This window comes from Bacillus sp. FSL R9-9834 (genome assembly GCF_038006905.1).
Classification (GTDB): Bacteria; Bacillota; Bacilli; order Bacillales; family Bacillaceae_G; genus Bacillus_A; species Bacillus_A pacificus.
The window spans coordinates 4,372,220-4,394,435 of sequence record NZ_JBBOWD010000001.1 but is presented as its reverse complement, the minus strand read 5'-3'; the positions used below and the strand labels follow the sequence as shown (position 1 = coordinate 4,394,435).

Below are 22,216 nucleotides of genomic sequence, written 5' to 3'. Positions count from 1 at the left end.
TTTTTTGTGTTCTTTATGCAGTTACATATAAAAGCTGATAACCAGCTACGGAGCAAAGCCCTGCTATAAACAAAATCGTCCCCATAGAACGAATACTCGATATGTGTCTGCCGCTTATAATAGTTAATAGTCCAGCTAAAGAGAAGAAGCACCAATATAAAGTTCCCGAAATTGGAACCATCCCTTCTAAATCTATTCCAGAACCTATACAAAAGATAGGAACAACGATAAGTAATATGCTAATGAAACCAGCTATAGTGGTAAGTGATTTCCGATGTTTCATGCCAGCAATAATTAAAAAAATACCGACGATGAATTCACATAACATGAAAGTAAGAGCTAAAATCATCCAAGTTAATATTCCGAACACTTCTGTATTACCTCCGATTTTTGGGTTTCAAAAAATGTTATATATAGAATGAATCACCTACAGACATGAGCACCCAGAAAATAACCCCTAATATTCCAGCGGTAAAAATAATGAATCCCATATTACGTATACTTTTAATTTTGGCTTGTAATCCACTTATCCCTGCTAATAATCCAGTTAAAGAAAACAGTATCCAATATAAAGTAGTTGAAATAGGGATGATTGTATTGCTCTCCACTCCCATGCCCCAAAAAACAAAAGGTAGTGTGACAAAGGAAAAGCTAAGTAGCCCCATTAAACCGACAAATAATTTACGGTGTTTCACGCTAGTAACAATTAAAAAAATACCACCGAAAAATCCGCATAAAACAAGAAGTGGCATATAAACAATCCAAAGTAAGCTCAACATATGTAATCTCCCTCTGTGTAATCAGTTATATTTTACTACATGAGGTTTATTTTGGATATTATTAATGAATATGTATAATTTGATAGAAATGAGTAGTGGTCATACGAATTAATAAAAGAGGTATCGCGATGATACCTCTTTTTAACTCAAGAACGCCAACATATTATTCATAATATGAAATAACATAGCTGGAATAATGGATTTTGTTTTTTTACATAAAATAGCCATTAATAATCCCATGAAGAAAGTAATTACCATAACCCCAAGTGAGTATGTATGAGCGATACCGAAGAAGAAACTTGTTACGATGGCTGCGATCCAAAATGGAAAGCGTTCTGAGAAGAAGCGAAGTATAAAACCACGGAAAATAAGTTCTTCAAAAATGGGTGTGAGTATGGCGAAGCTGAGAAGCAATAATATTTGATATTGCTTAAAGACGTCTAAGCTTAGTGCGGAAGATTGCTGCTTCGTTGCATTTTGGAACACATAATTTAACAGTATGTAATTGAGTACGATGTTTATAACGAAGAAAAGAAGTAAATATACGTATGTGCGCCATTCTTTCAGTGCTTTAAAGTTAAAAGATTTTAGTAGTAATTTTTTTGCGGGTTCGAATTTAAAAATGAAGAATAACAGTACGGCTAGTTGTAATACGGTACTTGCGGTATTGGCAATAGATTCGTACAGGGCAATTTGTTTTTTATTTGTGAGACCAGCTGTATAAATTGTTAATGGCATTGCGAGGAACACAGTAATAAGTCCGGTTCCGAAAAAAGCGAATAAAACGGAGCTAATAAATTGTAACCATGACATAGAGTATTTCTGTTCATTAGAAAGTTGTGTAGCGGGTTGCATTTGTAAAATCACCTCTTTATATTTGTATATTTAATTATAAAGCATATCGTTTTCGGGTGTAACATTTAAATATTACATATAAAGGTGTATTTTCCATAAAATAATAAAAGAGGTATCACCCTATAGTGATGCCTCTTTCTTATTGATAACTATGTTCTGCTTTGTTATTCGATTTTGATTGCTCTATTTGCAATTCACGCTCTACTAAACGGTCTAACTGTTGAATAGCTTTTAATGCTTTTTCATAAGAAATTGTTCGATAATGATGCGCTCCGCCCGGTTCTTCATCTGCTTCGTCTGCCCATTTAATAATGTTTTGAAGAGATGTTCTTTCGATTTCTTGTTCTACTAAGAAAGAATCAGTATGAAGAAGAATGGCGATAGAAATCTCTTTTGCTAGTTTAGGGTGCTCTCCTAATCTAATAAGCAATTTATGAGCTCTTTCTGCTCCTTTAATTGCGTGTATATCATTCTTTTTATATAAATCATAGTCCCATTCGCCGCCTGTGTACCACGTATGATGTCCGATATCATGAAGGAAACCAGCCTTTGTAGCAGCATCGACTGAGGCGTGATGCTTTTTAGCTAAGTGAAACGCATGGTAAGCGACAGCAATCGCGTGGACCATCCCAGAACGATTTACGTATTTTTGTGTAATATGGTGTTTAAAAATTTGTTCAAGCGTAATACGGTGCATAAAACATTCACTCCTTTTATCCCGCTTTAACGGGCAGTAAGATTCCTACTTCAAAATTCAGCGAATACGAGGAAGTTAGGTGAGGAATCAACTGCCCGTAAAAGCCCGATTGGTTCAACTAATAATTAGTGGGGATGACCCCCCCTCCCCACTAATTAAAGTTTCACTTTATCTTATGGTGTCTATAAAGAAAATCGATCGGTTTAAATGTATTTTGAACATTGTACTCCATCATAGTTCGTTAGTAAAGTAGAAATGTTTAGGAGAAGAAAAAATTTTTCCGCAAAAAAAATCACCTTGGCCTATGCAAAGGTGATTTTCAAATTGCTTATTTTTTTAATCCTTGCTCTAGTGTTTCTAACATTTCGTGCTTTTCATTTTCATCGGCGTTTTTCCAAATGACTTCAAATAAAACACCAAGACCTGGTAGCATTTTTTCTTCACCGCTTTGAATTGCATCGACAATTGTTTCTTGTAATTGATCTTGTGTATTACCAGATACATTTGCTAATACAGCACCGCGTAAATTAAAACTCATTGTTTTCACCTCTTCTTCAGAATTGAAACTGACGTTAGTTTTTGTTCTTTTTTATGTAAATATGTATGAAAAATAGGCTATAATGATAAGACAAGAAGAGAGGGAAATACATATTATGAAAAACATTGATTCAGTACAAAATCCGCGTGTGAAGCAGTGGAAAAAGCTGCAAACGAAAAAAGAACGCGATAAAAAAGGTTTATTTTTTGTAGAAGGATTCCACTTAGTGGAGGAAGCTTTAAAAGTAGGAGTTGTAACAGAACTTATCGTTTCAGATCAGACAGACCTTCCGAAAGATTGGACAGTTAATGATGTAGAGATGTATATCGTACCGGAAGCAATCGTAAAAGTACTTCGTGAAACAGAAACGACGCAAGGTGTATTTGCTGTCTGTGAAAAGCATGAGAAAGAAGTAGCTCTTGCTGATGGAAAGTTTCTTTTACTAGATGGTCTGCAAGACCCAGGTAACTTAGGGACGATTATTCGTACAGCTGATGCAGCTGGCATTCATGCCGTTGTGCTTGGAGAAGGTTGTGTTGATGTTTATAATAGTAAAGTACTCCGTTCTACACAAGGCTCTATTTTCCACTTACCAATTGTAAAAGGGAACTTAGAAGAATGGGTAGACAAGTTAAAAGAAAATAACGTTCCTGTATATGGAACAGCTCTTGAAAATGGAGTTCCGTACGGGGAAGTAACACCAGCTGGTAGTTTTGCATTAATTGTAGGAAATGAAGGAAACGGCGTACGTCAAGAAATTCTTGCGAAAACGGATCAAAACTTGTATATTCCGATTTACGGCGGGGCAGAATCATTAAATGTTGCAGTTGCAGCAGGGATTTTAACGTATTATTTGCAAAGCCCGGTTGCGAACAAATAAAAAACTTCTTATAATAAGTTGAAGTACATTATATTAAAAGTTAAATAACGAAAAACGTTGATAGAGAAGAGTAGCTTACAAAATCGCCATATAGGGAGAGAATGCCGTAGACTGAAAGCATTCTTATGGTAGACGGAAGTGAATTCACCTCTGGAGTTGACGCCAGGACCATGTATATGTAAAGGCGTTCCGGTCAGAATTGATCGTTATAACTAATGAGTGGGCAGACATGTTCTGTCAATTTAGGGTGGTACCGCGAATTTACCTCGTCCCTTTTTGGGAGCGAGGTTTTTTTATTTTTAAAATTAGGAGGGTTCCAAATGGAAGCACGTTTAAAAGAGCTAAAGCAAAAAGCGTTAGAGCTTATTGAAGAAGCGAAAGAGCTAAAAGGCTTAAACGACGTACGCGTAGCGTATTTAGGAAAAAAAGGTCCAATTACAGAAGTATTACGCGGCATGGGAAAATTATCAGCAGAAGAGCGTCCACGTATGGGAGCATTAGTAAATGAAGTACGTGAAGCGATTCAAACGCGTCTAGATGACAAAATCAGCAACTTAGAAAAAGCAGTAATTGAAGCGAAATTAGCTACTGAAACAATTGATGTTACCTTACCAGGTCGTCCTGTTGAAACAGGTTGTCACCATCCGTTAACAGCTGTTGTTGAACAAATTGAAGATGTATTCATCGGTATGGGTTATGAAGTAGCGGAAGGAACAGAAGTAGAAAAAGACTACTACAACTTCGAAGCATTAAACTTACCGAAAGATCACCCAGCACGTGATATGCAAGATACATTCTACATTACAGAAGAAACGTTACTACGTACACATACATCTTCTGTGCAAGCACGTACGATGGAAAATAATAAAGAAAAAGGCCCAATTAAAATTATTTGTCCTGGTAAAGTGTATCGCCGCGATGACGATGATGCGACGCATTCACACCAGTTCATGCAAATTGAAGGTCTTGTAATTGATAAAAATATTCGTATGAGTGACTTAAAAGGTACACTGCAAGTATTCGTGAAAAAGATGTTCGGTGAAGATCGTGAAATCCGTCTTCGTCCAAGTTTCTTCCCATTCACAGAGCCATCTGTAGAGATGGATATTTCTTGTATGATGTGTCACGGCAAAGGTTGCGGCACTTGTAAAGGAACTGGTTGGATTGAAATTTTAGGCGCAGGTATGGTTCACCCGAACGTACTTGAAATGGCTGGTTATGATTCAAAAGAATATCAAGGTTTCGCATTCGGTATGGGCGCAGAGCGTATCGCAATGTTGAAATACGGCGTAGATGACATTCGTCATTTCTATACAAATGATGTACGTTTCTTACAACAATTCAAACGAGCGTAAGGGAAGGAGAGGATAAGTATGTTCGTATCATATCGTTGGTTACAAGAGTATGTAGATATTAAAGATGTAACGGCACAAGAACTAGCAGACAAAATCACGAAAAGTGGTATTGAAGTAGAAGGCGTTGAAGTATTAAATAAAGGTGTAAAAGGTGTTGTAGTTGGTCACGTATTAGAATGTGAAAAACACCCAGAAGCTGATAAGTTAAGCAAATGCTTAATCGATATCGGTGAAGAAGAACCAGTTCAAATTATTTGTGGTGCTGCTAACATTGCAAAAGGTTTAAAAGTGCCAGTTGCAAAAGTTGGCGCTGTACTACCTGGTAATTTCAAAATTAAAAAAGCAAAACTACGTGGTGAAGCTTCTCACGGTATGGTTTGTGCTCTTCAAGAGCTTGGCATTGATGGAAAGTTAGTTTCAAAAGAATATGCAGATGGTATCTTCATCTTCCCAAGTGACGCTGAAGTTGGTGCAGATGCACTTGAAATTTTAAACTTACATGATGAAGTACTTGAGCTTGGTTTAACACCAAACCGTGCAGATTGCTTAAACATGTTAGGTGTTGCATATGAAGTAGCTGCTATTTATGGCCGTGAAGTAAAACTTCCAGCTATCGACTTACAAGAAACAGCAGAAAAAACTGCTGATTACATTTCTGTAAGTGTAGAAGCGAAAGAAGAAAACCCATTATACATTGCAAAAATGGTAAAGAACGTAAAAATTGGTCCGTCACCAATGTGGATGCAAACGCGCCTTATGGCAGCTGGCATTCGTCCAATTAGCAACGTAGTTGATATTACAAACTACATTTTAATGGAATACGGTCAACCGTTACATGCATTCGATTACGATAAATTAGGTTCAAAAGAAATCGTTGTTCGTCTTGCAAAAGAAGGTGAAAAAATTGAAACGTTAGATGATCAAGAACGTACATTACAAAGCCACCATCTTGTCATTACAAACGGTACAAAAGCTTTAGCTGTTGCTGGTGTAATGGGTGGAGCGGATTCTGAAGTTACAAATGAGACAGTAAACGTTCTAATTGAGTCTGCATACTTTGCGGGTCAAACAGTGCGCCGTACATCAAAAGACTTAGGTCTTCGCAGTGAGTCAAGTGCGCGTTTCGAAAAAGGAATCGACCCAACACGTACATTTGAAGCAATTCAACACGCAGCTGCTTTAATGGCGAAATACGCTGGCGGTGAGGCGCTTGAAGGTGTAGTAGAAGCTGACAACTTACAAGTACAAGAGCGTACAGTATCTGTTACTGCTGACAAAGTAAACCGTGTATTAGGTACAAATATTTCTGCAAGTGAAATGGGTACAATGTTCACAAACTTAAAGTTCCCATTCACAGAAGTAGAAGGAACATTCCACGTGAATGTACCAGCACGTCGTCCTGACATTACAATTTCAGAAGACTTAGTAGAAGAAGTGGGCCGTCTATACGGTTATGACCACATTCCAGTTACATTACCTTCTGGAACGATGACTCGTGGTAAATTAACATCAGCACAAACGAAACGTCGTAAAGTACGTCGCTTCTTAGAAGGTGCTGGTTTATATGAAGCAATCACGTATTCATTAACAAGCACTGACAAAGCGAAACAATATATGGTTGAGCCAAACGAAAAGGCGCCTGTCGCTCTTGCACTTCCAATGAGTGAAGAACGTAGCCAACTTCGTTTAAGCTTAGTACCACAATTGTTAGAAGCAGTTTCATACAACGTTGCACGTAAAAACGACAGTGTTGCTTTATACGAAGTAGGTTCTATCTTCTTACCGACAGAAGAAGGAGAACTTCCGAAAGAAGAACAACATCTTGCAGGTGTTATGACAGGTCTTGCTCTTCACCATGCATGGCAAGGTGAGAAGAAAGTAGTAGACTTCTTCGTTGTGAAAGGTGTACTAGAAGGATTATTCGACGTACTTGGCGTTTCAAACCAAATCACTTATGCACCAGCAAAACGTGAAGGTATGCACCCAGGTCGTACAGCTGACATCGTATTAGATGGCGAAGTAATTGGTTTCATCGGTCAATTGCACCCAGAAGCAGAAAAACAATTAGATGTGAAAAATACATTCGTATTTGAACTATCTCTTGTAAAAGTATTCGGTGCAGACGCAGAAGAAACTTACTACTCAGCGATTCCACGTTTCCCATCCATGACACGTGACATGGCTGTTGTCGTAACGAAAGAAACAAAAGCTGGCGAAATGAAGCAAGTTATTGCTGAAGCTGGCGGGGAACTTCTGAAAGACGTAACACTATTTGACTTATACGAAGGTGAAAAAATGGAAGAAGGCAAGAAGTCACTTGCATTCTCTATGAACTACTTCGATCCAGAGCGTACGTTAACAGACGAAGAAGTAACAGAAGCACATAACCGTGTATTAACAGCGGTAGAAGAGAAATTTGGTGCGGAGTTACGTAAGTAATTTTTAAATAAAAAGGTTGAGTACCCTTTAATGGATACTCAACCTTTTTTATTTTTAATTACATTGTGCCTGTTTTTATTTCTGTAAAAACTTCGGTAGCAACCGTTAAAATGGTATTTAATGCTACAGGAAATCCGGCATATATAATCATCTGCATCATTACTTCAATGATTTCTTCTTCTGTCCATCCGACGTTTAAAGCTCCGTTTATATAAAATTTCAGTTGTTCAGTATTTCCTAAAGCTGTTAATCCAGCAACGGTCGCAAGTAATCGGGATTTCAAGTCGAGACCTGGTCTGGCAAAAATTTGACCGTAGTTAAATTCTACAGCTAATGTTCCTAAATCAGGTGCAACAGAATCTGCAAGGTTATTTACGATCTTTTGGTAATGTTCAGGAGCGATTTTTGCTAAAATTTTCATTCCTTTTTCATAATTCACACTAGGATTTTTCATTACATACATCTTCCTTTCTAGTATAGTGAGGCACCTTTATAAATGAGATTAGTGTAATACTTATCATGGAAATTCCAAGAATGCATACTCCGGTCCACTGCCATTTGCTCCAGACGAGTAGCCCGAAGTATGAGCCTATAGACCCACCGAGAAATGTTGCGACCATGTATATGCCGTTCAAACTACTTCGTTTCTCAGGATTTAATTGGAAAAGGTGTGCTTGACAAGCTACTTGATTTGCTTGAGTGCCAGCTGTAAGTAAAAGAGCCCCTACAATAAGTCCTGGTAACCAGTACCCTGAAAATAAAAATAGTAAAAAAGAAAAAAATGAAATAAACGTACATAAAGCGTTCGCAAATATGGCTCCTTTTTTATCTATAATGCGTCCAATAATAGGTGTTGCAAATGCTCCTGCTATTCCTACTAAACCGATTAATCCAACAGTAGAGCTTCCGTAATGATAAGGACGTGTGGTTAATAAGAAAATAAGTGTAGTCCAAAAAACACTGAAAGCTCCAAATACCATCCCTTGACTTAAACAAGCTTTTCGTAACATTTTCTCTTGCAACAAGAGTGGGATGAAAGAAAAGAGAAGCTTTTTATATTGCATGTGATGAGGCTTATCTCCTTTAGGGAAATATATTTTCACTAATAACATAAGAATGAAAGTACTTATGAAAAAAATCCCATAAACAGTTCGCCATCCGAAGTGAATATCGATGAATCCGCTAATTAATCGAGCTCCTAAAATGCCGCAAACTAGACCGATAGATACATTGCCTAAAATTTGACCCCTATTTCGATCAGTGGCGTATTGAGAGACGAAAGGGATTACAATCTGGGGAATGATTGTAACAAATCCAAGAATAAAATTAGCTCCAATTAGCCAAGTCATATCTGTTGAGAAAGCGGCTAAAGCTAAGTTAATACAAATGAGAGACAATAAAATTAAAATTAATTTTTTTCTCTCAAGTATATCCCCTAAAGGAACTATGAAGAGATTTCCTAGTGCATATCCGACTTGGGTTACAGTAGCGACAATACCGATTCTAGTTTCTGAAACATGAAAAGTATGGGCTACACTTACTAAAAGAGTTTGATTTATATACACGTTTGCTACTGTAAAACCACATATTACCGCCATAAATAAAACAAATCGCTGTGTTAGTTCAAAAGAATGTGTTTCTATATTTTTTATTATCATAAAATTCACCTCCTTTACTTATTAAGATAAAGGTAGGTTTATAATGAAAATAGGAGTGTATTTATACTGGTATAAAAACTACCACTAATAAAGGGGAATATTATATGTTAAGCGATGCAGATAGAAGGAAGGAACTAGCAGATTTTTTAAAAAGCCGCCGCGCTAGGTTGACTCCTGAGCAATTTAATTTACCAATTGGTCAGCGAAGAAAAACAAAAGGATTAAGACGAGAAGAAGTTGCACAATTAGCGGGAATTGGATTGACATGGTATACATGGTTAGAACAAGGGCGTGATATCCAAGTTTCTCAAGAAGTTATAGAGTCAATTTCTCGTGTATTTCGGTTGGAGGGAGAAGAAAGAAATCATTTGATTTTATTGGCAAATCTTTCGCTATCTTCTCAAATAAGGAAGCCGATTGCTGGACATATAAATGGAGTTTTAGAGGGATTATTAGATCAATTACAATTTTGTCCTGCTTATGTAATTGATGAAAAACTTAACATTGTTCATTGGAATAAGGCTGCCAGCGTTGTATTTGGTGATTTTGGTGAAATGGATGAGAGAAATCGAAATGCGGTGTGGCGTTGTTTTACATCAAAAGAATACCGTAAACTATTTGAAAACTGGGAAAATCATGCACAGCGTTTAATTGCACAGTTCCGCGCTACATATACACAATTTATTGGGGACGAGTGGTTTAAAAATGTGATTGAGGAACTTACGGAAAGAAGTAGTGAATTTCGTATGTGGTGGTCAAATCATGAAGTGCAAGGAACACCTATTGGTCGGAAAGTACTTTTACATCCTGCCGTAGGAACGTTAGTTATGGATCATGTTACACTCCAGGTTTATGATGCACCTGAATTAAAGCTTACAATTTATCAGCCACGTACAGAGGAAGATACAGAAATGAAGATGAAAGAATTATTAAAAGTGAATTAGAATAATACGGTAGAGAATTAGTTTCTCATGGAAATCGTTTAAATATATGTTGTTAAAAAAGAAAAATACTGATATATTTTCCGACATCTTGCATCTTTCTCTCGAATGTAGTACATTAATTTTAGTTTAACAAAATGAAAGACGATGATAAGGAAAAGTAGTATATACTATAATCCAAAGCGAGTCAGGGACGGTGAAAGCCTGATGAGGCGGTATATGTGAAGAACACCTTGGAGTTGCTAACCGAAATTGAATCTTGTATTCAAGAGTAGACTTAGACGGGAATCCGGCCTGTTACAAACTGGGAAGTATGTATTACATACGAGTTAAAGTTGGTCTTTATGACAAATTGGGTGGTACCGCGAAGTTTAACCTTTCGTCCCTTTATGGATGAAAGGTTTTTTTGTATTTAAATATATCAGCAAAGGAGAATTTCACTATGGAAAACACATTAGTAAAAAGTCTGTATAGAGATACAGATAAATACGCAGGTCAAACAGTACAAGTATCAGGGTGGATTCGTAACTTACGTGATTCAAAAGCGTTTGGTTTCATCGAATTAAACGACGGTAGCTTCTTCAAAAGCGTTCAAATCGTTTTCGATACAGAATTAGATAACTTCAAAGAAATTGCAAAACTTCCACTTAGCTCTTCAGTTAAAGTAGAAGGTAAAGTAATTGTAACGCCTGGAGCGAAGCAACCATTTGAAATTAAAGCAGAAAAAATTGATATTGAGGGCTTATCAGATTCTGATTACCCACTTCAAAAGAAACGTCATACGTTTGAATACTTACGTACAATCGCTCACTTACGTCCAAGAACAAATGCATTTTCTGCAACGTTCCGCGTACGTTCTATCGCAGCATTTGCGATTCACCAATTCTTCCAAGAGCGTGGATTCGTACATGTTCACACACCTATCATCACTGGTAGTGATACAGAAGGTGCGGGCGAAATGTTCCGCGTAACAACGCAAGATTTAAACAACGTACCAAAAGGCGAAGACGGACAAGTTGATGAATCAAAAGACTTCTTCGGCAAAGAAACAAACTTAACAGTAAGTGGACAGCTGAACGCTGAAGCTTATGCATTAGCATTCCGTGATGTATACACATTCGGACCTACATTCCGTGCAGAAAACTCAAACACAACTCGCCACGCTGCTGAGTTCTGGATGGTTGAGCCTGAGATTGCATTCGCTGAACTAGGTGACGTAATGAACCTTACAGAAGATATGCTGAAATATGCAATGAAATACGTATTAGAGCATGCACCAGAAGAAATGGAATTCTTCAACAGCTTCGTTGATAAAACAGTTCTAGAGCGCATGAACAACGTAATTAACTCTGACTTCGGTCGTATCACTTATACAGAAGCAATTAAAGTACTTCAAGAATCAGGTGCTGACTTCAAATACCCAGTAGAATGGGGAATTGACTTACAAACAGAGCACGAAAGATACTTATCAGAAGAAATCTTCAAACGCCCTGTATTCGTAACTGACTATCCGAAAGACATTAAAGCATTCTACATGCGCTTAAATGACGACGGTAAAACAGTGGCTGCTACTGACCTTCTAGTTCCTGGCATCGGCGAATTAATCGGCGGAAGTCAACGTGAAGAAAGAATGGACGTTTTAGTAGACAGAATTAAAGAATTAGGTATGAACGAAGAGGACTACTGGTGGTACTTAGAACTTAGAAAATACGGCGGTACAAAACACGCTGGATTCGGTCTAGGTTTCGAGCGCTTCCTAATGTACATCACTGGCATGGCTAACATCCGTGACGTAATTCCATTCCCAAGAACTCCAGGTTCTTCTGAATTCTAAAATATGAAAAAAGCGAGAGGATTTCCTCTCGCTTTTTATTTTGTATAGTTTATTCTCCTGTAGCAAAAAGTAACGCGAAGGGGTGAATATAAATGAGTAAAAAAGTGAAAAAAGATCATTCAAGATCGGGCCTAGGTTCTCCAGAAGTAGAAGGACAAGGAACGACAACACATGAAACAGGTTCTCATAAAGTACCTTCATCAAATAAGAAGCAGAAACGAAGCTAACATAAAAAAGGAGAGTCTTGGCGACTCTCCTTTTTTATATATTACATTTTCTTATCGTTAATTTCTTTTGTAATGTTATCTACATCCTTGTCTAATCGATCGAAATAGAAAAACCACAGTAAGCTCATGAACACGTAATAGATGGCCATCACACCAAGATTATCAGATATATTTTCAAATGTAGATTTAGTAGTGAAAAAAGCTCCCCAAATGGTAGAAATAGTGAGGTAAGAAAGTGGACCTACGATGTGTACGAAAGCATATAATATCTTTTTTACTTTTACAGCGTTCATATGAAAAACCTCCTTTTTCTAATCATACATTCAAGCTCCTCGCAGAAGTGTTGTAGTTTTGCGGGATTATGTATTAACGAGCGGGCATCGTGTTTCCCGATAAAGTGAAACTTTAATCAGTGGGGGGGGTCATCCCCCACTGATTATTAGTTGAACCAATCGGACTTTTATGGGCAGTTGATCCCCCACCCAACTTCTTTGCTTTCGCTGAATTTTGAGGTGGGGGTCTTACTGCCCGTTAAAGTGGGATAAATCTTCGAATCCGAAAGTTTAATAAGAAAGACCGGCCGTAACGCTCTATTAAATCGTTGAACTCTCGTTGCTCACTGAGTAGCTGAATGTTTTCTCTAATTTCAAACTGTCTTTCGTGTGGATTACCTAGTAAAATATTTAGAATCATTTGTAGAAGTAGCAATGGGAATCTCCTCCTATGTTAGAATAATCTGTATATTATAATTATAACAAAACTATAAGGACAATAGTAGGGTGAAACAAAAAACAGGAGTTTGTAGGCTCCTGTTTTTGTCGATACTATTTTAATAAGCGAAACGCCTTCTCTGTATTAGCAAAATGCAGTTTCACAAACTCAGGTAATCGCTCTTTACCAAGCTTTTGAATTAATTTAGCAGCGGCGATATCAACTTGTTTACCAGCACCCTTTGGAAGCGGCATACCAGCTTTTTTACTTAGTTCGTCAAATTGTTTTACGAATGAGTAACGAGCTAAAATGGAAGCAGCGGCTACTGCTAAATGGACGCTTTCGCCTTTCGTCGCAAAATAAACATTTTCACGCTGTACCTGTTTTTGTTTTGCTAAATATTTGTAGTATGTATCAGGTTGTGTAAATTGGTCGATTAAGACGCCTTCAGGTTTTGTAGGTGCAATTTTAGCTAATAAGTTTGTAATAGCTTTATTGTGTAGTAAAGCTTTTAACTTACCTTGGTTGTTTCCTTTATCAAATAGCTCGTTATATTTTTCGTTATGAAGGACGAGAGAGCTGTAAGGGACAACGTGAAGAAGTTGTTTCGCAATGGCAGTAATTTGTTCGTCATTTAAGTTTTTAGAGTCTTTTACACCAAGCTCTTTTAGTAGTGGGATTTGCTTCGCATCCACATATACAGCAACTACTGTCATCGGTCCGAAGAAATCACCAGTACCCACTTCATCTGACCCTACGATTGACATTGTACCGATAGAAGCAGGCGGTGCATAACGGTGTGAATCGACAGATTTTTTTACAGCTGTTTTTGGAGTTTGGGAGACAGTTTGCCAACGGGCAGCTTCTGCTTCAGCACGTCCACCTTGGAACATTACTTTTCCGGATTTATACGCTGTAATGGTGCACGATGGCACTTTTGCCATGAAGATCCCGCCTTGCGGAGTTTTCGGGCTAAGCGAATGTTTATATTGTTGTTTCATGTCTTCAATTACTGTAGAACTTGTTTGAATTACGATAGAATTTGACATAATGGTCGCCCCTTTTTTTATATTGTTATTTTTATCATATCGGATTGTTCTTTCTGTTTCCATATTATGAAGGTTCATGGTATGATAAACTTTAGGATTCTGTACGTGATTGGAGGCCGGTGAGTTGTCACAACAAAAGGGAAAGAAAAGTCGAATTAATGTAGAAATCTATGGTCAGCAATATTCAGTTGTTGGCGATGAAAGTACAAGTCATATCCGCATGGTAGCAGCGATTGTGGATGATAAAATGCGCGAACTCAATGCCAAGAATCCTTCGCTTGACACGAGTAGACTAGCGGTATTGACGGCGGTAAACGTCATACACGATTACATAAAATTAAAAGAAGAACATGAGAAATTGAAAGAAAGTATGACAAAAAAAGGAATGGAATAACATGATTGATATTATTATCATTTTACTGCTTGTTATGGGATTTTTCCTCGGCTTACGCAGAGGGTTCATCTTGCAACTTGTAAAGTTAACAAGCTTTATTATCGCATACCTTGTTGCATACTGGTACTGTAAAGATTTAGCGCCAGCACTTGCGAAATTTATTCCGTATCCATTTGATAAAAACGTATCTGTTCCAGAATGGATTGATGCAAATAATATTGAGACAGTATTTTATCAAGCGCTTGCGTTTATCATATTGTTTATTATCACAAAAATTGCACTTTCATTACTTGGTAATTTGTTAAATATGTTTGCAGAAATACCGGTTTTAAAGCAAGTAAATGCGTTTGCGGGGGCAATCCTCGGATTTTTAGAAGTATATATTATTTTGTTTGTCTTAATTATCATTGGGAACATTCTTCCGATTGAACAATTACAAACACCATTACAACAATCATCAATTAGCAAAATAATTGTAGACGATACACCGATTCTCTCTGAAAAGGTGAAGGAACTATGGCAGACAGGTAGCAGAGTATAACTTCTCTTTTTTCGGAAAGAGAAGTTTTTTTCTATGAAAGAAAGGCGGGACAATGATGAAAGTAAATAAAAAACAAGTGATTAAATTATTAGAGACAATCGGGCTTTTTATGGAACTAAAGGGCGCGAATCCATTTAAAATATCGGCGTTTCGTAAAGCGGCAGCAGCATTAGAAAGTGATGATCGTAGTCTTTCTGAGATTGAAGATTTCACGAAGATTCCTGGCATTGGAAAAGGAACAGCAGCAGTTATTCAAGAATATATAGAGTCGGGAACATCTGAAGTATTACAAGAGCTTGAAAAAGAAGTGCCAAGTAGCTTATTACCGTTATTAAAATTACCAGGCCTTGGTGGTAAAAAGGTAGCTAAGTTATATAAAGAACTTGGTGTTGTTGATATGGAATCGCTAAAAGCGGTTTGTGAGGAAAATAAAGTACAAGCTTTAGCTGGTTTCGGTAAGAAGACAGAAGAGAAAATATTAGAAGCAATCGATCAAGTAGGATCTCGTCCGGAGCGTTTACCAATCGCGATGGTATTGCCTATTGCCGGGGAAATAGAGGAGAAATTGTCGAATATTGCTGAGGTAATTCGTTTCTCGCGCGCTGGTAGTTTGCGCCGTGTTCGTGAAACAGTGAAAGATTTAGACTTTATTATTGCAACGACAGAACCAGCTGCAGTACGTGAGCATTTACTACAATTCGATAATATGATTGAAGTAATTGCGAGCGGGGATACGAAAGTTTCTGTTCGTCTTCAATATGAATATGATATTTCGATTGATTTCCGCTTAGTAAAACCAGAAGAGTTTATTACAACTCTTCACCATTTCACAGGATCAAAAGACCATAACGTAAAAATGCGTCAAATCGCAAAAGATAAAGGCGAGAAAATTAGTGAATATGGCGTGGAGAACTTGGAAACAGGTGAAGTGAAAACATTTGAGACGGAAGAAGAATTCTTTGCTCATTTCGGTCTTCCATTTATCCCGCCAGAAGTGCGTGAAGATGGAAAAGAAATTGAATTAATTAAAGAGTATCCAAACTTAATTCAGTTCTCTGACATACAAGGTGATTTACATATGCATACAACATGGAGTGACGGTGCTTTTTCTATTGAAGAGATGGTACAAGCATGCCGTGCTCGTGGATATAAATTTATGGCAATTACGGATCACTCACAATACTTGAAAGTAGCGAACGGTTTAACGAAAGAGCGCCTTCGTGAACAAGCGAAAGAAATTGAACGTATGAACGAAAAGTATCCAGACATTACAATTTTACGCGGAATTGAAATGGACATTTTACCGGATGCTTCGCTTGATTTTGATGATGAAGTATTAGCAGAATTAGATTATGTCATTGGAGCAATTCACTCGAGCTTCTCACAAGACCGTGAAACGATTATGAAACGTCTTCGTGCGGCGCTAGAGAATAAGCATGTCACAATGATTGCTCATCCGACAGGACGTCTTCTTGGACGCCGTGAAGGTTATGATGTAGATACAGACTTATTAATCGAACTCGCAAAAGAAACAAATACAGTTTTAGAATTAAATGCAAATCCAAACCGTCTAGATTTAAGCGCGAAATTATTAAAACAAGCACAAGATGCTGGTGTAAAAGTAGCGATTAATACGGATGCTCATACACTTGAAATGTTAGAAGATATGGAAACAGGTGTAGCGGCAGCGCGTAAAGGTTGGATTCAAAAAGATAACGTGATTAACACGTGGGATATTGAACGTTTATTAGACTATATTAAACGTAATAAGTAACACAAGGGGGACCTGCAACATGTTAGAAAGAACGTTGCGTGTATTAGAATACAATAAAGTAAAAGAACAATTACTTGAACATACAGCATCTTCACTTGGTCGTGACAAAGTGAAGCATTTAGTGCCGAGCACTGATTTTGAAGAAATTGTAGAAATGCAAGATACAACGGATGAAGCAGCGAAAGTCATTCGTTTAAAAGGTAGTGCACCATTAGGTGGTATTACGGATATTCGCTCCAATGTGAAGCGTGCAAAGATTGGAAGTATGTTAAGTCCAAATGAACTACTTGATATTGCGAATACGATGTATGGTAGTCGCAATATGAAACGTTTCATTGAAGATATGGTTGATAATGGTGTCGAGCTTCCCATTTTAGAAACGCATGTTGCTCAAATTGTATCTTTATATGATTTAGAAAAGAAAATTACAAATTGTATCGGTGATGGCGGGGAAGTAGTCGATAGCGCAAGTGATAAACTGCGCGGTATTCGTACTCAAATTCGTACTGCGGAAAGCCGTATTCGTGAAAAGTTAGAAAATATGACGCGTTCTTCAAACGCGCAAAAGATGCTGTCTGACTCGATTGTAACGATTCGTAACGAACGTTACGTAATCCCAGTAAAACAAGAATACCGCGGCGTATATGGCGGTATTGTTCACGATCAATCGGCTTCTGGACAAACGTTATTTATTGAACCGCAAGTCATTGTAGAATTAAATAACGCGCTTCAAGAAGCACGTGTGAAAGAAAAACAAGAAATCGAACGCATCTTATTAATGTTAACAGAAGAAGTGGCAGTAGAAGCGGATATCGTTTTATCAAACGTAGAAGTAGTTGCAAATCTTGACTTCATCTTTGCGAAAGCTTTTTATGCGAAGCGTATTAAAGCAACGAAGCCAATCGTAAATAACGAGCGTTATATGGATTTAAGACAGGCACGTCATCCGCTTATTGATCCAGAAGTTATCGTGCCAAATAACATTATGTTAGGGAAAGATTTCACGACAATTGTTATTACGGGACCGAATACAGGTGGTAAAACAGTTACGCTGAAAACAGTTGGTATTTGTGTATTAATGGCGCAATCAGGTCTTCACATTCCAGTAATGGATGAGTCAGAGATTTGTGTATTCAAAAATATCTTTGCTGATATCGGTGATGAGCAATCGATTGAACAAAGTTTAAGTACGTTCTCCTCACATATGGTGAACATTGTTGATATTTTAGAAAAAGCTGATTTTGAAAGCTTAGTTTTATTCGATGAGTTAGGTGCTGGAACAGACCCGCAAGAAGGGGCTGCACTAGCCATTTCCATTTTAGATGAGGTATGTAATCGTGGTGCTCGCGTTGTTGCTACGACGCATTATCCAGAATTAAAAGCATACGGATATAACCGTGAGCAAGTTATTAATGCGAGCGTTGAGTTTGATGTAAACACGTTAAGCCCAACGTATAAATTATTAATCGGTGTACCAGGACGTAGTAATGCCTTTGAAATTTCGAAACGTCTTGGATTATCTGATCGCGTCATTGAACAAGCGCGTAACCACATTAGTACAGATACAAACAAAATTGAAAATATGATTGCGAAGCTAGAAGAAAGTCAAAAGAATGCAGAGCGTGACTGGAACGAAGCAGAAGCGCTTCGCAAGCAATCGGAAAAACTGCATCGCGAATTACAACGTCAAATTATTGAATTTAACGAAGAACGTGATGAACGATTATTAAAAGCGCAAAAAGAAGGGGAAGAAAAAGTCGAAGCTGCAAAGAAAGAAGCAGAAGGCATTATTCAAGAACTTCGTCAATTGCGCAAAGCACAGCTTGCAAACGTGAAAGATCACGAGCTAATTGAAGCGAAGAGCCGTCTAGAAGGCGCAGCGCCAGAGCTTGTAAAGAAACAAAAGGTAAACGTGAAAAACACTGCGCCGAAACAACAGTTGCGCGCAGGTGATGAAGTAAAAGTATTAACGTTCGGTCAAAAAGGTCAATTACTTGAAAAAGTAAGCGATACAGAGTGGAGCGTACAAATCGGTATTCTGAAGATGAAAGTAAAAGAATCCGATATGGAATACATTAACACACCGAAGCAAACAGAGAAAAAAGCAGTTGCAACAGTAAAAGGTAGAGACTATCACGTTTCTTTAGAACTTGACCTTCGTGGAGAACGATTTGAAAATGCAATGGCGCGCGTCGAGAAATATTTAGACGATGCCCAGCTTGCAAGCTATCCTCGCGTATCAATCATTCACGGTAAAGGAACAGGAGCACTTCGCCAAGGTGTACAAGATTACTTGAAGAAGCATCGCGGTGTGAAAACATTCCGTTACGGTGATATGGGCGAGGGAGGCCTAGGCGTAACAGTTGTCGAATTAAAATAGAAAACAACGAAACAAAGGGGAAACCATTATATGTTTATGGACAAACTTGCAAAAGTATTGTTAGCTTGTTGCGGAATATTTTTGGTGATTGGGGTTATTTATTTAGTTGTTTTTGCGAAGTAAACGAGCGTCAATCGTGGCATAATGATATTGCCATAGATTGACGCTTTTAATATATATGAAAAGGAATAAGCCATGAAAATCAACCAATACATAAGCGAAGCAAAATCTTGCTCAAGACGTGAAACAGATCGCCTTATTAAAGCTGGACGCGTGGCGATTAACGGTGAAATATGTACGCACGGTGCACTCGTGGGTGATGGTGATGTTGTAACGATTGATGGGCAGGTTATTGCAAAAGAAGAAAAAAAAAAGGTGTATATCGCCTTTCATAAGCCAGTTGGTATTACTTGTACAGCAGCTGATCATATTGAGGATAATATTATTGATTATATTAATTACCCTGAGCGTATCTTTCCTGTTGGACGATTAGATAAAGCGTCAGAAGGCCTTATTTTATTAACGAATGACGGTGCGATTGCAAATCAAATTTTACACGGTGATCATGAGCATGAGAAAGAATACGTTGTCACAGTCGATAAACCTTTTACAGATTGGTTTATTGATGAGATGTCCAGCGGTGTAAAGATTAAAGATGGGATGACGAAGCCGTGTAAAGTGACGAGGGTTGATCAGTCTACATTTCGAATCGTTTTAACGCAAGGAATGAACAGACAGATTCGTAGAATGAGTCGGGCTTTCGGGTTTACTGTAACAAAGTTAAAGAGAGAACGCATTATGAATATAGAGCTAGACGATCTTGAAGTGGGAAAATGGCGAAACATTACAGATGGGGAATTAGAAATATTAATAGGGCAGCTATAGGGAGGAAAAATTTTCTCCCTATATTTTTTTGTCAGAAAAAATAAAACTATTGATTTTTTAAAAAATAGCCCATATAATAAAAAACAACAAGTTTCGACAAGATATTTTATAAAAGTAATGATGAGGACATGAGTTGTTTTTTACGATTCTCAGAGAGGGAAGCCTTAGGCTGTGAGCTTCCTAATACGAAAAGACAGACTTACCACCTCTAAACTTCAAGAGTGAACTGCATGATGCATTGTAATTCTTGGCGGATAAAACCGTTATCAATTTACACGAGCTATAAAATGAGCTTATTTCGTTATAAATTCATTTTATTAGAATAAGGGTGGAACCACGATTTCAACACTCGTCCCTTTGTTAGGGACGGGTGTTTTTTGCGTTCTTTTACGGGGAAGTATGCTTGAAAGAGGATATGTGACGGATTTTGATTCAGAATATTTTGTTAATTTATGATTATTATGTAGGAGGTTAGTAGAAATGAAATCATCTTTAAAGTTTTCTGAGATGTTTGCAATAAGTTTAATGTTATTTGCACTATTTTTCGGTGCAGGTAATATGATTTTTCCACCAGCATTAGGACAAGGCGCTGGAACAGATGTATGGATCGCGCTATTTGGTTTTGTCGTAACAGGCGTTGGATTGCCTTTATTAGGAGTTATCGTTATAGCTTTAAAGGGAGATATTAATGAGCTAGCAGGGCGTGTACATCCTATATTCGCACTAGTTTTTATTACTGCAATTTATTTATGCTTAGGCGTATTCGTAAGTGTGCCGCGTACAGGAACTGTTGCTTATGAAATGAGTGTTGCACCGTTTTTACCAAGTGAAATAGCTGGTCAATCGTATCCACTTGTTATCTTTACATTTATTTTCTTTGCTGTAACTTTCTATTTAGCTTTAAACCCATCAAAATTAGTGGGCCGCATCGGTAAAGTATTAACTCCGATTTTATTAGCTGTTATTGCAATTATTGTAGTGAAAGCACTTATTACACCAATGGGTGAATTTGGTGCACCAACAGAAGCATATAGTGCTCCGCTATTTAAAGGTTTTATTGACGGATATTTAACTTTAGATGGACTTGCAGCACTTGTATTCGGAAATGTTGTAATTCATGCGTTAAAAGAAAAAGGTATTACAAATAAAAATAGCATTGCAAAAGTAACAATTTTTGCAGGATTTATTGCGGCACTTGGTTTACTACTAGTTTACTTGGCACTTGCTTATCTTGGAGCTTCTAGTGTCTCTCTTGGAATGGGCGCCAACGGAGGCATTATTTTAACAAACGTTGTAAATCATTTATTCGGTAGTTACGGAACTCTATTATTAGGAATCGCAATTACAGCAGCATGTTTAACAACTTCTGTAGGTATTGTTGCAGCTTGCGGAGAATATTTCTCTTCTTTATTACCAAAACTTTCTTATCAAAAGGTTGTTTTCATTTTCTGCGTATTAGCATTTATGGTAGCGAATCTTGGATTAACTCAGTTAAATGCATTAGCATTACCGATTTTAATTGCAATTTACCCAATTGGTATCGTGCTTATTGTATTATCACTTGTTGAAAACTATATTCGTCTTCCTTTAGTCATGTATGTAGGTGGTATTGTAGGAGCATTCATGATTAGTTTCTTTGATGGGTTACACAATGCAAATCTTGAGATTGCAGCATTAACACCAATTTTAAATAAAATTCCATTATATAGTGTAGGGATTGGTTGGTTCGTTCCTGCTCTAGTAGGTATTGTAATTGGATATATTATTTCTTTGTTTCAAAAGCAAGAAGTTGCTGTAGAAAAATAGAGAAAAGAGGCTTTCTATGAAAGAAAGCCTCTTTTTTTGTAGAAAAAGCCGCATATAGAGAAATTTAGATATTTAAAATTTTATACGTAATATAGTTGACAAAAAAATTATGAGTAGGCTAAGATTGACTTAGTTGTGGAAATATTGGAAGGAAAGTGAGGAGTGAAAGGTATAAGGTTTTCTATAACAATATTATTTTTGTAGATAGAGGTGATCAAGTAGGAAGATGGATAGTTTTATTTTTTTTGAGATTCATTGAGAATGATAATCAACGAAATAAATAGGGACTTATGTTAAAATAAGAATCGCTCTTTATAAAGAATAGAGAGGGATATTATTTTTAACATTCATTGAGAATGATAATCAATAATATCTGTATTACATAAACAAATTACAATTAAATAAGGATAGAAGATTATTATTTTTTCTAATATAATGAGAATAATTATCATTTTCAAAAAGTGTGGATGAAA

At 37.2% G+C, this 22,216-nt stretch carries 22 protein-coding genes and 3 other annotated features; of the genes, 12 read left to right on the top strand and 10 right to left on the bottom strand.

Annotation, left to right across the window (positions count from 1 at the left end):
• Positions 1 to 13: 13 nt before the first annotated feature.
• The 5 genes from MKY00_RS22990 to sspI all read right to left on the bottom strand — a co-directional run bounded on the left by MKY00_RS22990 (position 14) and on the right by sspI (position 2,869).
• Positions 14 to 370: a hypothetical protein gene (locus MKY00_RS22990; protein ID WP_016718638.1), complete on the bottom strand. Its 357-nt coding sequence runs from the start codon at positions 368 to 370 to the stop codon at positions 14 to 16.
• A gap of 37 nt (positions 371 to 407) precedes the next feature.
• Positions 408 to 779, bottom strand: a complete 372-nt coding sequence (locus MKY00_RS22985) for a hypothetical protein (protein ID WP_000950042.1) — start codon at positions 777 to 779, stop codon at positions 408 to 410.
• 141 nt (positions 780 to 920) lie between these two features.
• On the bottom strand, positions 921 to 1,634 hold the full coding sequence (locus tag MKY00_RS22980; RefSeq protein ID WP_001182127.1) for a CPBP family intramembrane glutamic endopeptidase: 714 nt from the start codon (positions 1,632 to 1,634) through the stop codon (positions 921 to 923).
• 139 nt (positions 1,635 to 1,773) lie between these two features.
• Positions 1,774 to 2,331 carry an HD domain-containing protein gene (locus tag MKY00_RS22975; RefSeq protein ID WP_000554788.1) on the bottom strand — a complete coding sequence of 186 codons (558 nt, stop codon included), beginning with the start codon at positions 2,329 to 2,331 and terminating at the stop codon, positions 1,774 to 1,776.
• A 328-nt stretch (positions 2,332 to 2,659) separates the two neighbouring features.
• Positions 2,660 to 2,869, bottom strand: coding sequence for a small acid-soluble spore protein SspI (gene sspI / locus MKY00_RS22970; protein WP_000009513.1), 210 nt, complete (start codon positions 2,867 to 2,869; stop codon positions 2,660 to 2,662).
• Positions 2,870 to 2,951: 82 nt separating this feature from the next.
• Here sspI and MKY00_RS22965 point away from each other — a divergent pair, with 82 nt between their 5' ends.
• The 3 genes from MKY00_RS22965 to pheT all read left to right on the top strand — a co-directional run bounded on the left by MKY00_RS22965 (position 2,952) and on the right by pheT (position 7,543).
• On the top strand, positions 2,952 to 3,749 hold the full coding sequence (locus MKY00_RS22965; RefSeq protein WP_016718637.1) for a TrmH family RNA methyltransferase: 798 nt from the start codon (positions 2,952 to 2,954) through the stop codon (positions 3,747 to 3,749).
• 48 nt (positions 3,750 to 3,797) lie between these two features.
• Positions 3,798 to 4,026, top strand: a binding site (T-box leader).
• Between the two features lie 43 nt (positions 4,027 to 4,069).
• Positions 4,070 to 5,104, top strand: a complete 1,035-nt coding sequence (gene pheS / locus MKY00_RS22960) for a phenylalanine--tRNA ligase subunit alpha (RefSeq protein WP_000388219.1) — start codon at positions 4,070 to 4,072, stop codon at positions 5,102 to 5,104.
• 18 nt (positions 5,105 to 5,122) lie between these two features.
• Positions 5,123 to 7,543, top strand: coding sequence for a phenylalanine--tRNA ligase subunit beta (gene pheT, locus MKY00_RS22955; protein ID WP_016718636.1), 2,421 nt, complete (start codon positions 5,123 to 5,125; stop codon positions 7,541 to 7,543).
• 58 nt (positions 7,544 to 7,601) lie between these two features.
• Here the strand turns inward: pheT and MKY00_RS22950 are convergent, their stop codons facing one another.
• Positions 7,602 to 7,997 carry a carboxymuconolactone decarboxylase family protein gene (locus MKY00_RS22950; protein WP_016718635.1) on the bottom strand — a complete coding sequence of 132 codons (396 nt, stop codon included), beginning with the start codon at positions 7,995 to 7,997 and terminating at the stop codon, positions 7,602 to 7,604.
• The gene (locus tag MKY00_RS22945) at positions 7,984 to 9,201 is read right to left on the bottom strand and encodes an MFS transporter (RefSeq protein ID WP_016718634.1); all 1,218 of its coding nucleotides are present in this window, start codon (positions 9,199 to 9,201) and stop codon (positions 7,984 to 7,986) included. Before MKY00_RS22945 ends, MKY00_RS22950 begins: the two co-directional genes overlap by 14 nt.
• A gap of 104 nt (positions 9,202 to 9,305) precedes the next feature.
• Here MKY00_RS22945 and MKY00_RS22940 point away from each other — a divergent pair, with 104 nt between their 5' ends.
• The 3 genes from MKY00_RS22940 (at position 9,306) to MKY00_RS22930 (ending at position 12,203) form a co-directional block, all read left to right on the top strand.
• The gene (locus MKY00_RS22940; protein WP_016718633.1) at positions 9,306 to 10,145 is read left to right on the top strand and encodes a helix-turn-helix transcriptional regulator; all 840 of its coding nucleotides are present in this window, start codon (positions 9,306 to 9,308) and stop codon (positions 10,143 to 10,145) included.
• A 135-nt stretch (positions 10,146 to 10,280) separates the two neighbouring features.
• Positions 10,281 to 10,532 (top strand) — a binding site (T-box leader).
• A 52-nt stretch (positions 10,533 to 10,584) separates the two neighbouring features.
• Complete coding sequence (gene asnS / locus MKY00_RS22935) at positions 10,585 to 11,976, top strand: asparagine--tRNA ligase (protein WP_000432167.1); 1,392 nt, start codon at positions 10,585 to 10,587, stop codon at positions 11,974 to 11,976.
• 92 nt (positions 11,977 to 12,068) lie between these two features.
• Complete coding sequence (locus MKY00_RS22930) at positions 12,069 to 12,203, top strand: YuzL family protein (RefSeq protein WP_000039588.1); 135 nt, start codon at positions 12,069 to 12,071, stop codon at positions 12,201 to 12,203.
• A gap of 41 nt (positions 12,204 to 12,244) precedes the next feature.
• Here MKY00_RS22930 and MKY00_RS22925 read toward each other — a convergent pair whose 3' ends face one another.
• The 3 genes from MKY00_RS22925 to rnhC form a co-directional block, all read right to left on the bottom strand.
• A complete protein-coding gene (locus MKY00_RS22925; protein ID WP_074585618.1) occupies positions 12,245 to 12,496 on the bottom strand; it encodes a hypothetical protein in 252 nt (83 codons plus the stop codon).
• A gap of 238 nt (positions 12,497 to 12,734) precedes the next feature.
• Positions 12,735 to 12,911, bottom strand: coding sequence for a hypothetical protein (locus MKY00_RS22920; RefSeq protein ID WP_175574664.1), 177 nt, complete (start codon positions 12,909 to 12,911; stop codon positions 12,735 to 12,737).
• 116 nt (positions 12,912 to 13,027) lie between these two features.
• Positions 13,028 to 13,963, bottom strand: coding sequence for a ribonuclease HIII (gene rnhC, locus MKY00_RS22915; RefSeq protein ID WP_000071611.1), 936 nt, complete (start codon positions 13,961 to 13,963; stop codon positions 13,028 to 13,030).
• A 124-nt stretch (positions 13,964 to 14,087) separates the two neighbouring features.
• Between rnhC and zapA the strand changes: the two genes are divergently transcribed.
• The 6 genes from zapA to brnQ6 all read left to right on the top strand — a co-directional run bounded on the left by zapA (position 14,088) and on the right by brnQ6 (position 21,743).
• Positions 14,088 to 14,357 (top strand): cell division protein ZapA, encoded by a 270-nt coding sequence (gene zapA, locus MKY00_RS22910; protein WP_000082701.1) that lies wholly within the window; start codon positions 14,088 to 14,090, stop codon positions 14,355 to 14,357.
• A gap of 1 nt (position 14,358) precedes the next feature.
• Positions 14,359 to 14,898, top strand: coding sequence for a CvpA family protein (locus MKY00_RS22905; RefSeq protein ID WP_000565408.1), 540 nt, complete (start codon positions 14,359 to 14,361; stop codon positions 14,896 to 14,898).
• Between the two features lie 55 nt (positions 14,899 to 14,953).
• Complete coding sequence (gene polX, locus MKY00_RS22900; protein WP_000867537.1) at positions 14,954 to 16,672, top strand: DNA polymerase/3'-5' exonuclease PolX; 1,719 nt, start codon at positions 14,954 to 14,956, stop codon at positions 16,670 to 16,672.
• Between the two features lie 19 nt (positions 16,673 to 16,691).
• A complete protein-coding gene (locus MKY00_RS22895; protein ID WP_000893733.1) occupies positions 16,692 to 19,052 on the top strand; it encodes an endonuclease MutS2 in 2,361 nt (786 codons plus the stop codon).
• A gap of 195 nt (positions 19,053 to 19,247) precedes the next feature.
• Positions 19,248 to 19,937 carry a 23S rRNA pseudouridine(2604) synthase RluF gene (locus MKY00_RS22890; protein ID WP_074585616.1) on the top strand — a complete coding sequence of 230 codons (690 nt, stop codon included), beginning with the start codon at positions 19,248 to 19,250 and terminating at the stop codon, positions 19,935 to 19,937.
• Between the two features lie 108 nt (positions 19,938 to 20,045).
• Positions 20,046 to 20,297: a binding site (T-box leader), on the top strand.
• A 120-nt stretch (positions 20,298 to 20,417) separates the two neighbouring features.
• Entirely contained in the window at positions 20,418 to 21,743 is a 1,326-nt protein-coding gene (brnQ6, locus tag MKY00_RS22885; protein WP_016718630.1) for a branched-chain amino acid transport system II carrier protein BrnQ6, read from the top strand.
• Positions 21,744 to 22,216: the final 473 nt, after the last annotated feature.

Excerpts from the sequence above, each read along its gene's own strand:
- MKY00_RS22930 (WP_000039588.1), top strand. The coding sequence starts at position 12,069 with ATGAGTAAAAAAGTGAAAAAAGATCATTCAAGATCGGGCCTAGGTTCT.
- asnS (WP_000432167.1), top strand. The coding sequence starts at position 10,585 with ATGGAAAACACATTAGTAAAAAGTCTGTATAGAGATACAGATAAATAC.
- brnQ6 (WP_016718630.1), top strand. The coding sequence starts at position 20,418 with ATGAAATCATCTTTAAAGTTTTCTGAGATGTTTGCAATAAGTTTAATG.
- polX (WP_000867537.1), top strand. The coding sequence starts at position 14,954 with ATGAAAGTAAATAAAAAACAAGTGATTAAATTATTAGAGACAATCGGG.
- MKY00_RS22895 (WP_000893733.1), top strand. The coding sequence starts at position 16,692 with ATGTTAGAAAGAACGTTGCGTGTATTAGAATACAATAAAGTAAAAGAA.
- pheT (WP_016718636.1), top strand. The coding sequence starts at position 5,123 with ATGTTCGTATCATATCGTTGGTTACAAGAGTATGTAGATATTAAAGAT.
- MKY00_RS22945 (WP_016718634.1), bottom strand. The coding sequence starts at position 9,201 with ATGATAATAAAAAATATAGAAACACATTCTTTTGAACTAACACAGCGA.
- rnhC (WP_000071611.1), bottom strand. The coding sequence starts at position 13,963 with ATGTCAAATTCTATCGTAATTCAAACAAGTTCTACAGTAATTGAAGAC.
- MKY00_RS22940 (WP_016718633.1), top strand. The coding sequence starts at position 9,306 with ATGTTAAGCGATGCAGATAGAAGGAAGGAACTAGCAGATTTTTTAAAA.
- MKY00_RS22925 (WP_074585618.1), bottom strand. The coding sequence starts at position 12,496 with ATGAACGCTGTAAAAGTAAAAAAGATATTATATGCTTTCGTACACATC.
- MKY00_RS22975 (WP_000554788.1), bottom strand. The coding sequence starts at position 2,331 with ATGCACCGTATTACGCTTGAACAAATTTTTAAACACCATATTACACAA.
- MKY00_RS22890 (WP_074585616.1), top strand. The coding sequence starts at position 19,248 with ATGAAAATCAACCAATACATAAGCGAAGCAAAATCTTGCTCAAGACGT.
- pheS (WP_000388219.1), top strand. The coding sequence starts at position 4,070 with ATGGAAGCACGTTTAAAAGAGCTAAAGCAAAAAGCGTTAGAGCTTATT.
- MKY00_RS22965 (WP_016718637.1), top strand. The coding sequence starts at position 2,952 with ATGATAAGACAAGAAGAGAGGGAAATACATATTATGAAAAACATTGAT.
- MKY00_RS22985 (WP_000950042.1), bottom strand. The coding sequence starts at position 779 with ATGTTGAGCTTACTTTGGATTGTTTATATGCCACTTCTTGTTTTATGC.
- sspI (WP_000009513.1), bottom strand. The coding sequence starts at position 2,869 with ATGAGTTTTAATTTACGCGGTGCTGTATTAGCAAATGTATCTGGTAAT.
- MKY00_RS22950 (WP_016718635.1), bottom strand. The coding sequence starts at position 7,997 with ATGAAAAATCCTAGTGTGAATTATGAAAAAGGAATGAAAATTTTAGCA.
- MKY00_RS22980 (WP_001182127.1), bottom strand. The coding sequence starts at position 1,634 with ATGCAACCCGCTACACAACTTTCTAATGAACAGAAATACTCTATGTCA.
- MKY00_RS22905 (WP_000565408.1), top strand. The coding sequence starts at position 14,359 with ATGATTGATATTATTATCATTTTACTGCTTGTTATGGGATTTTTCCTC.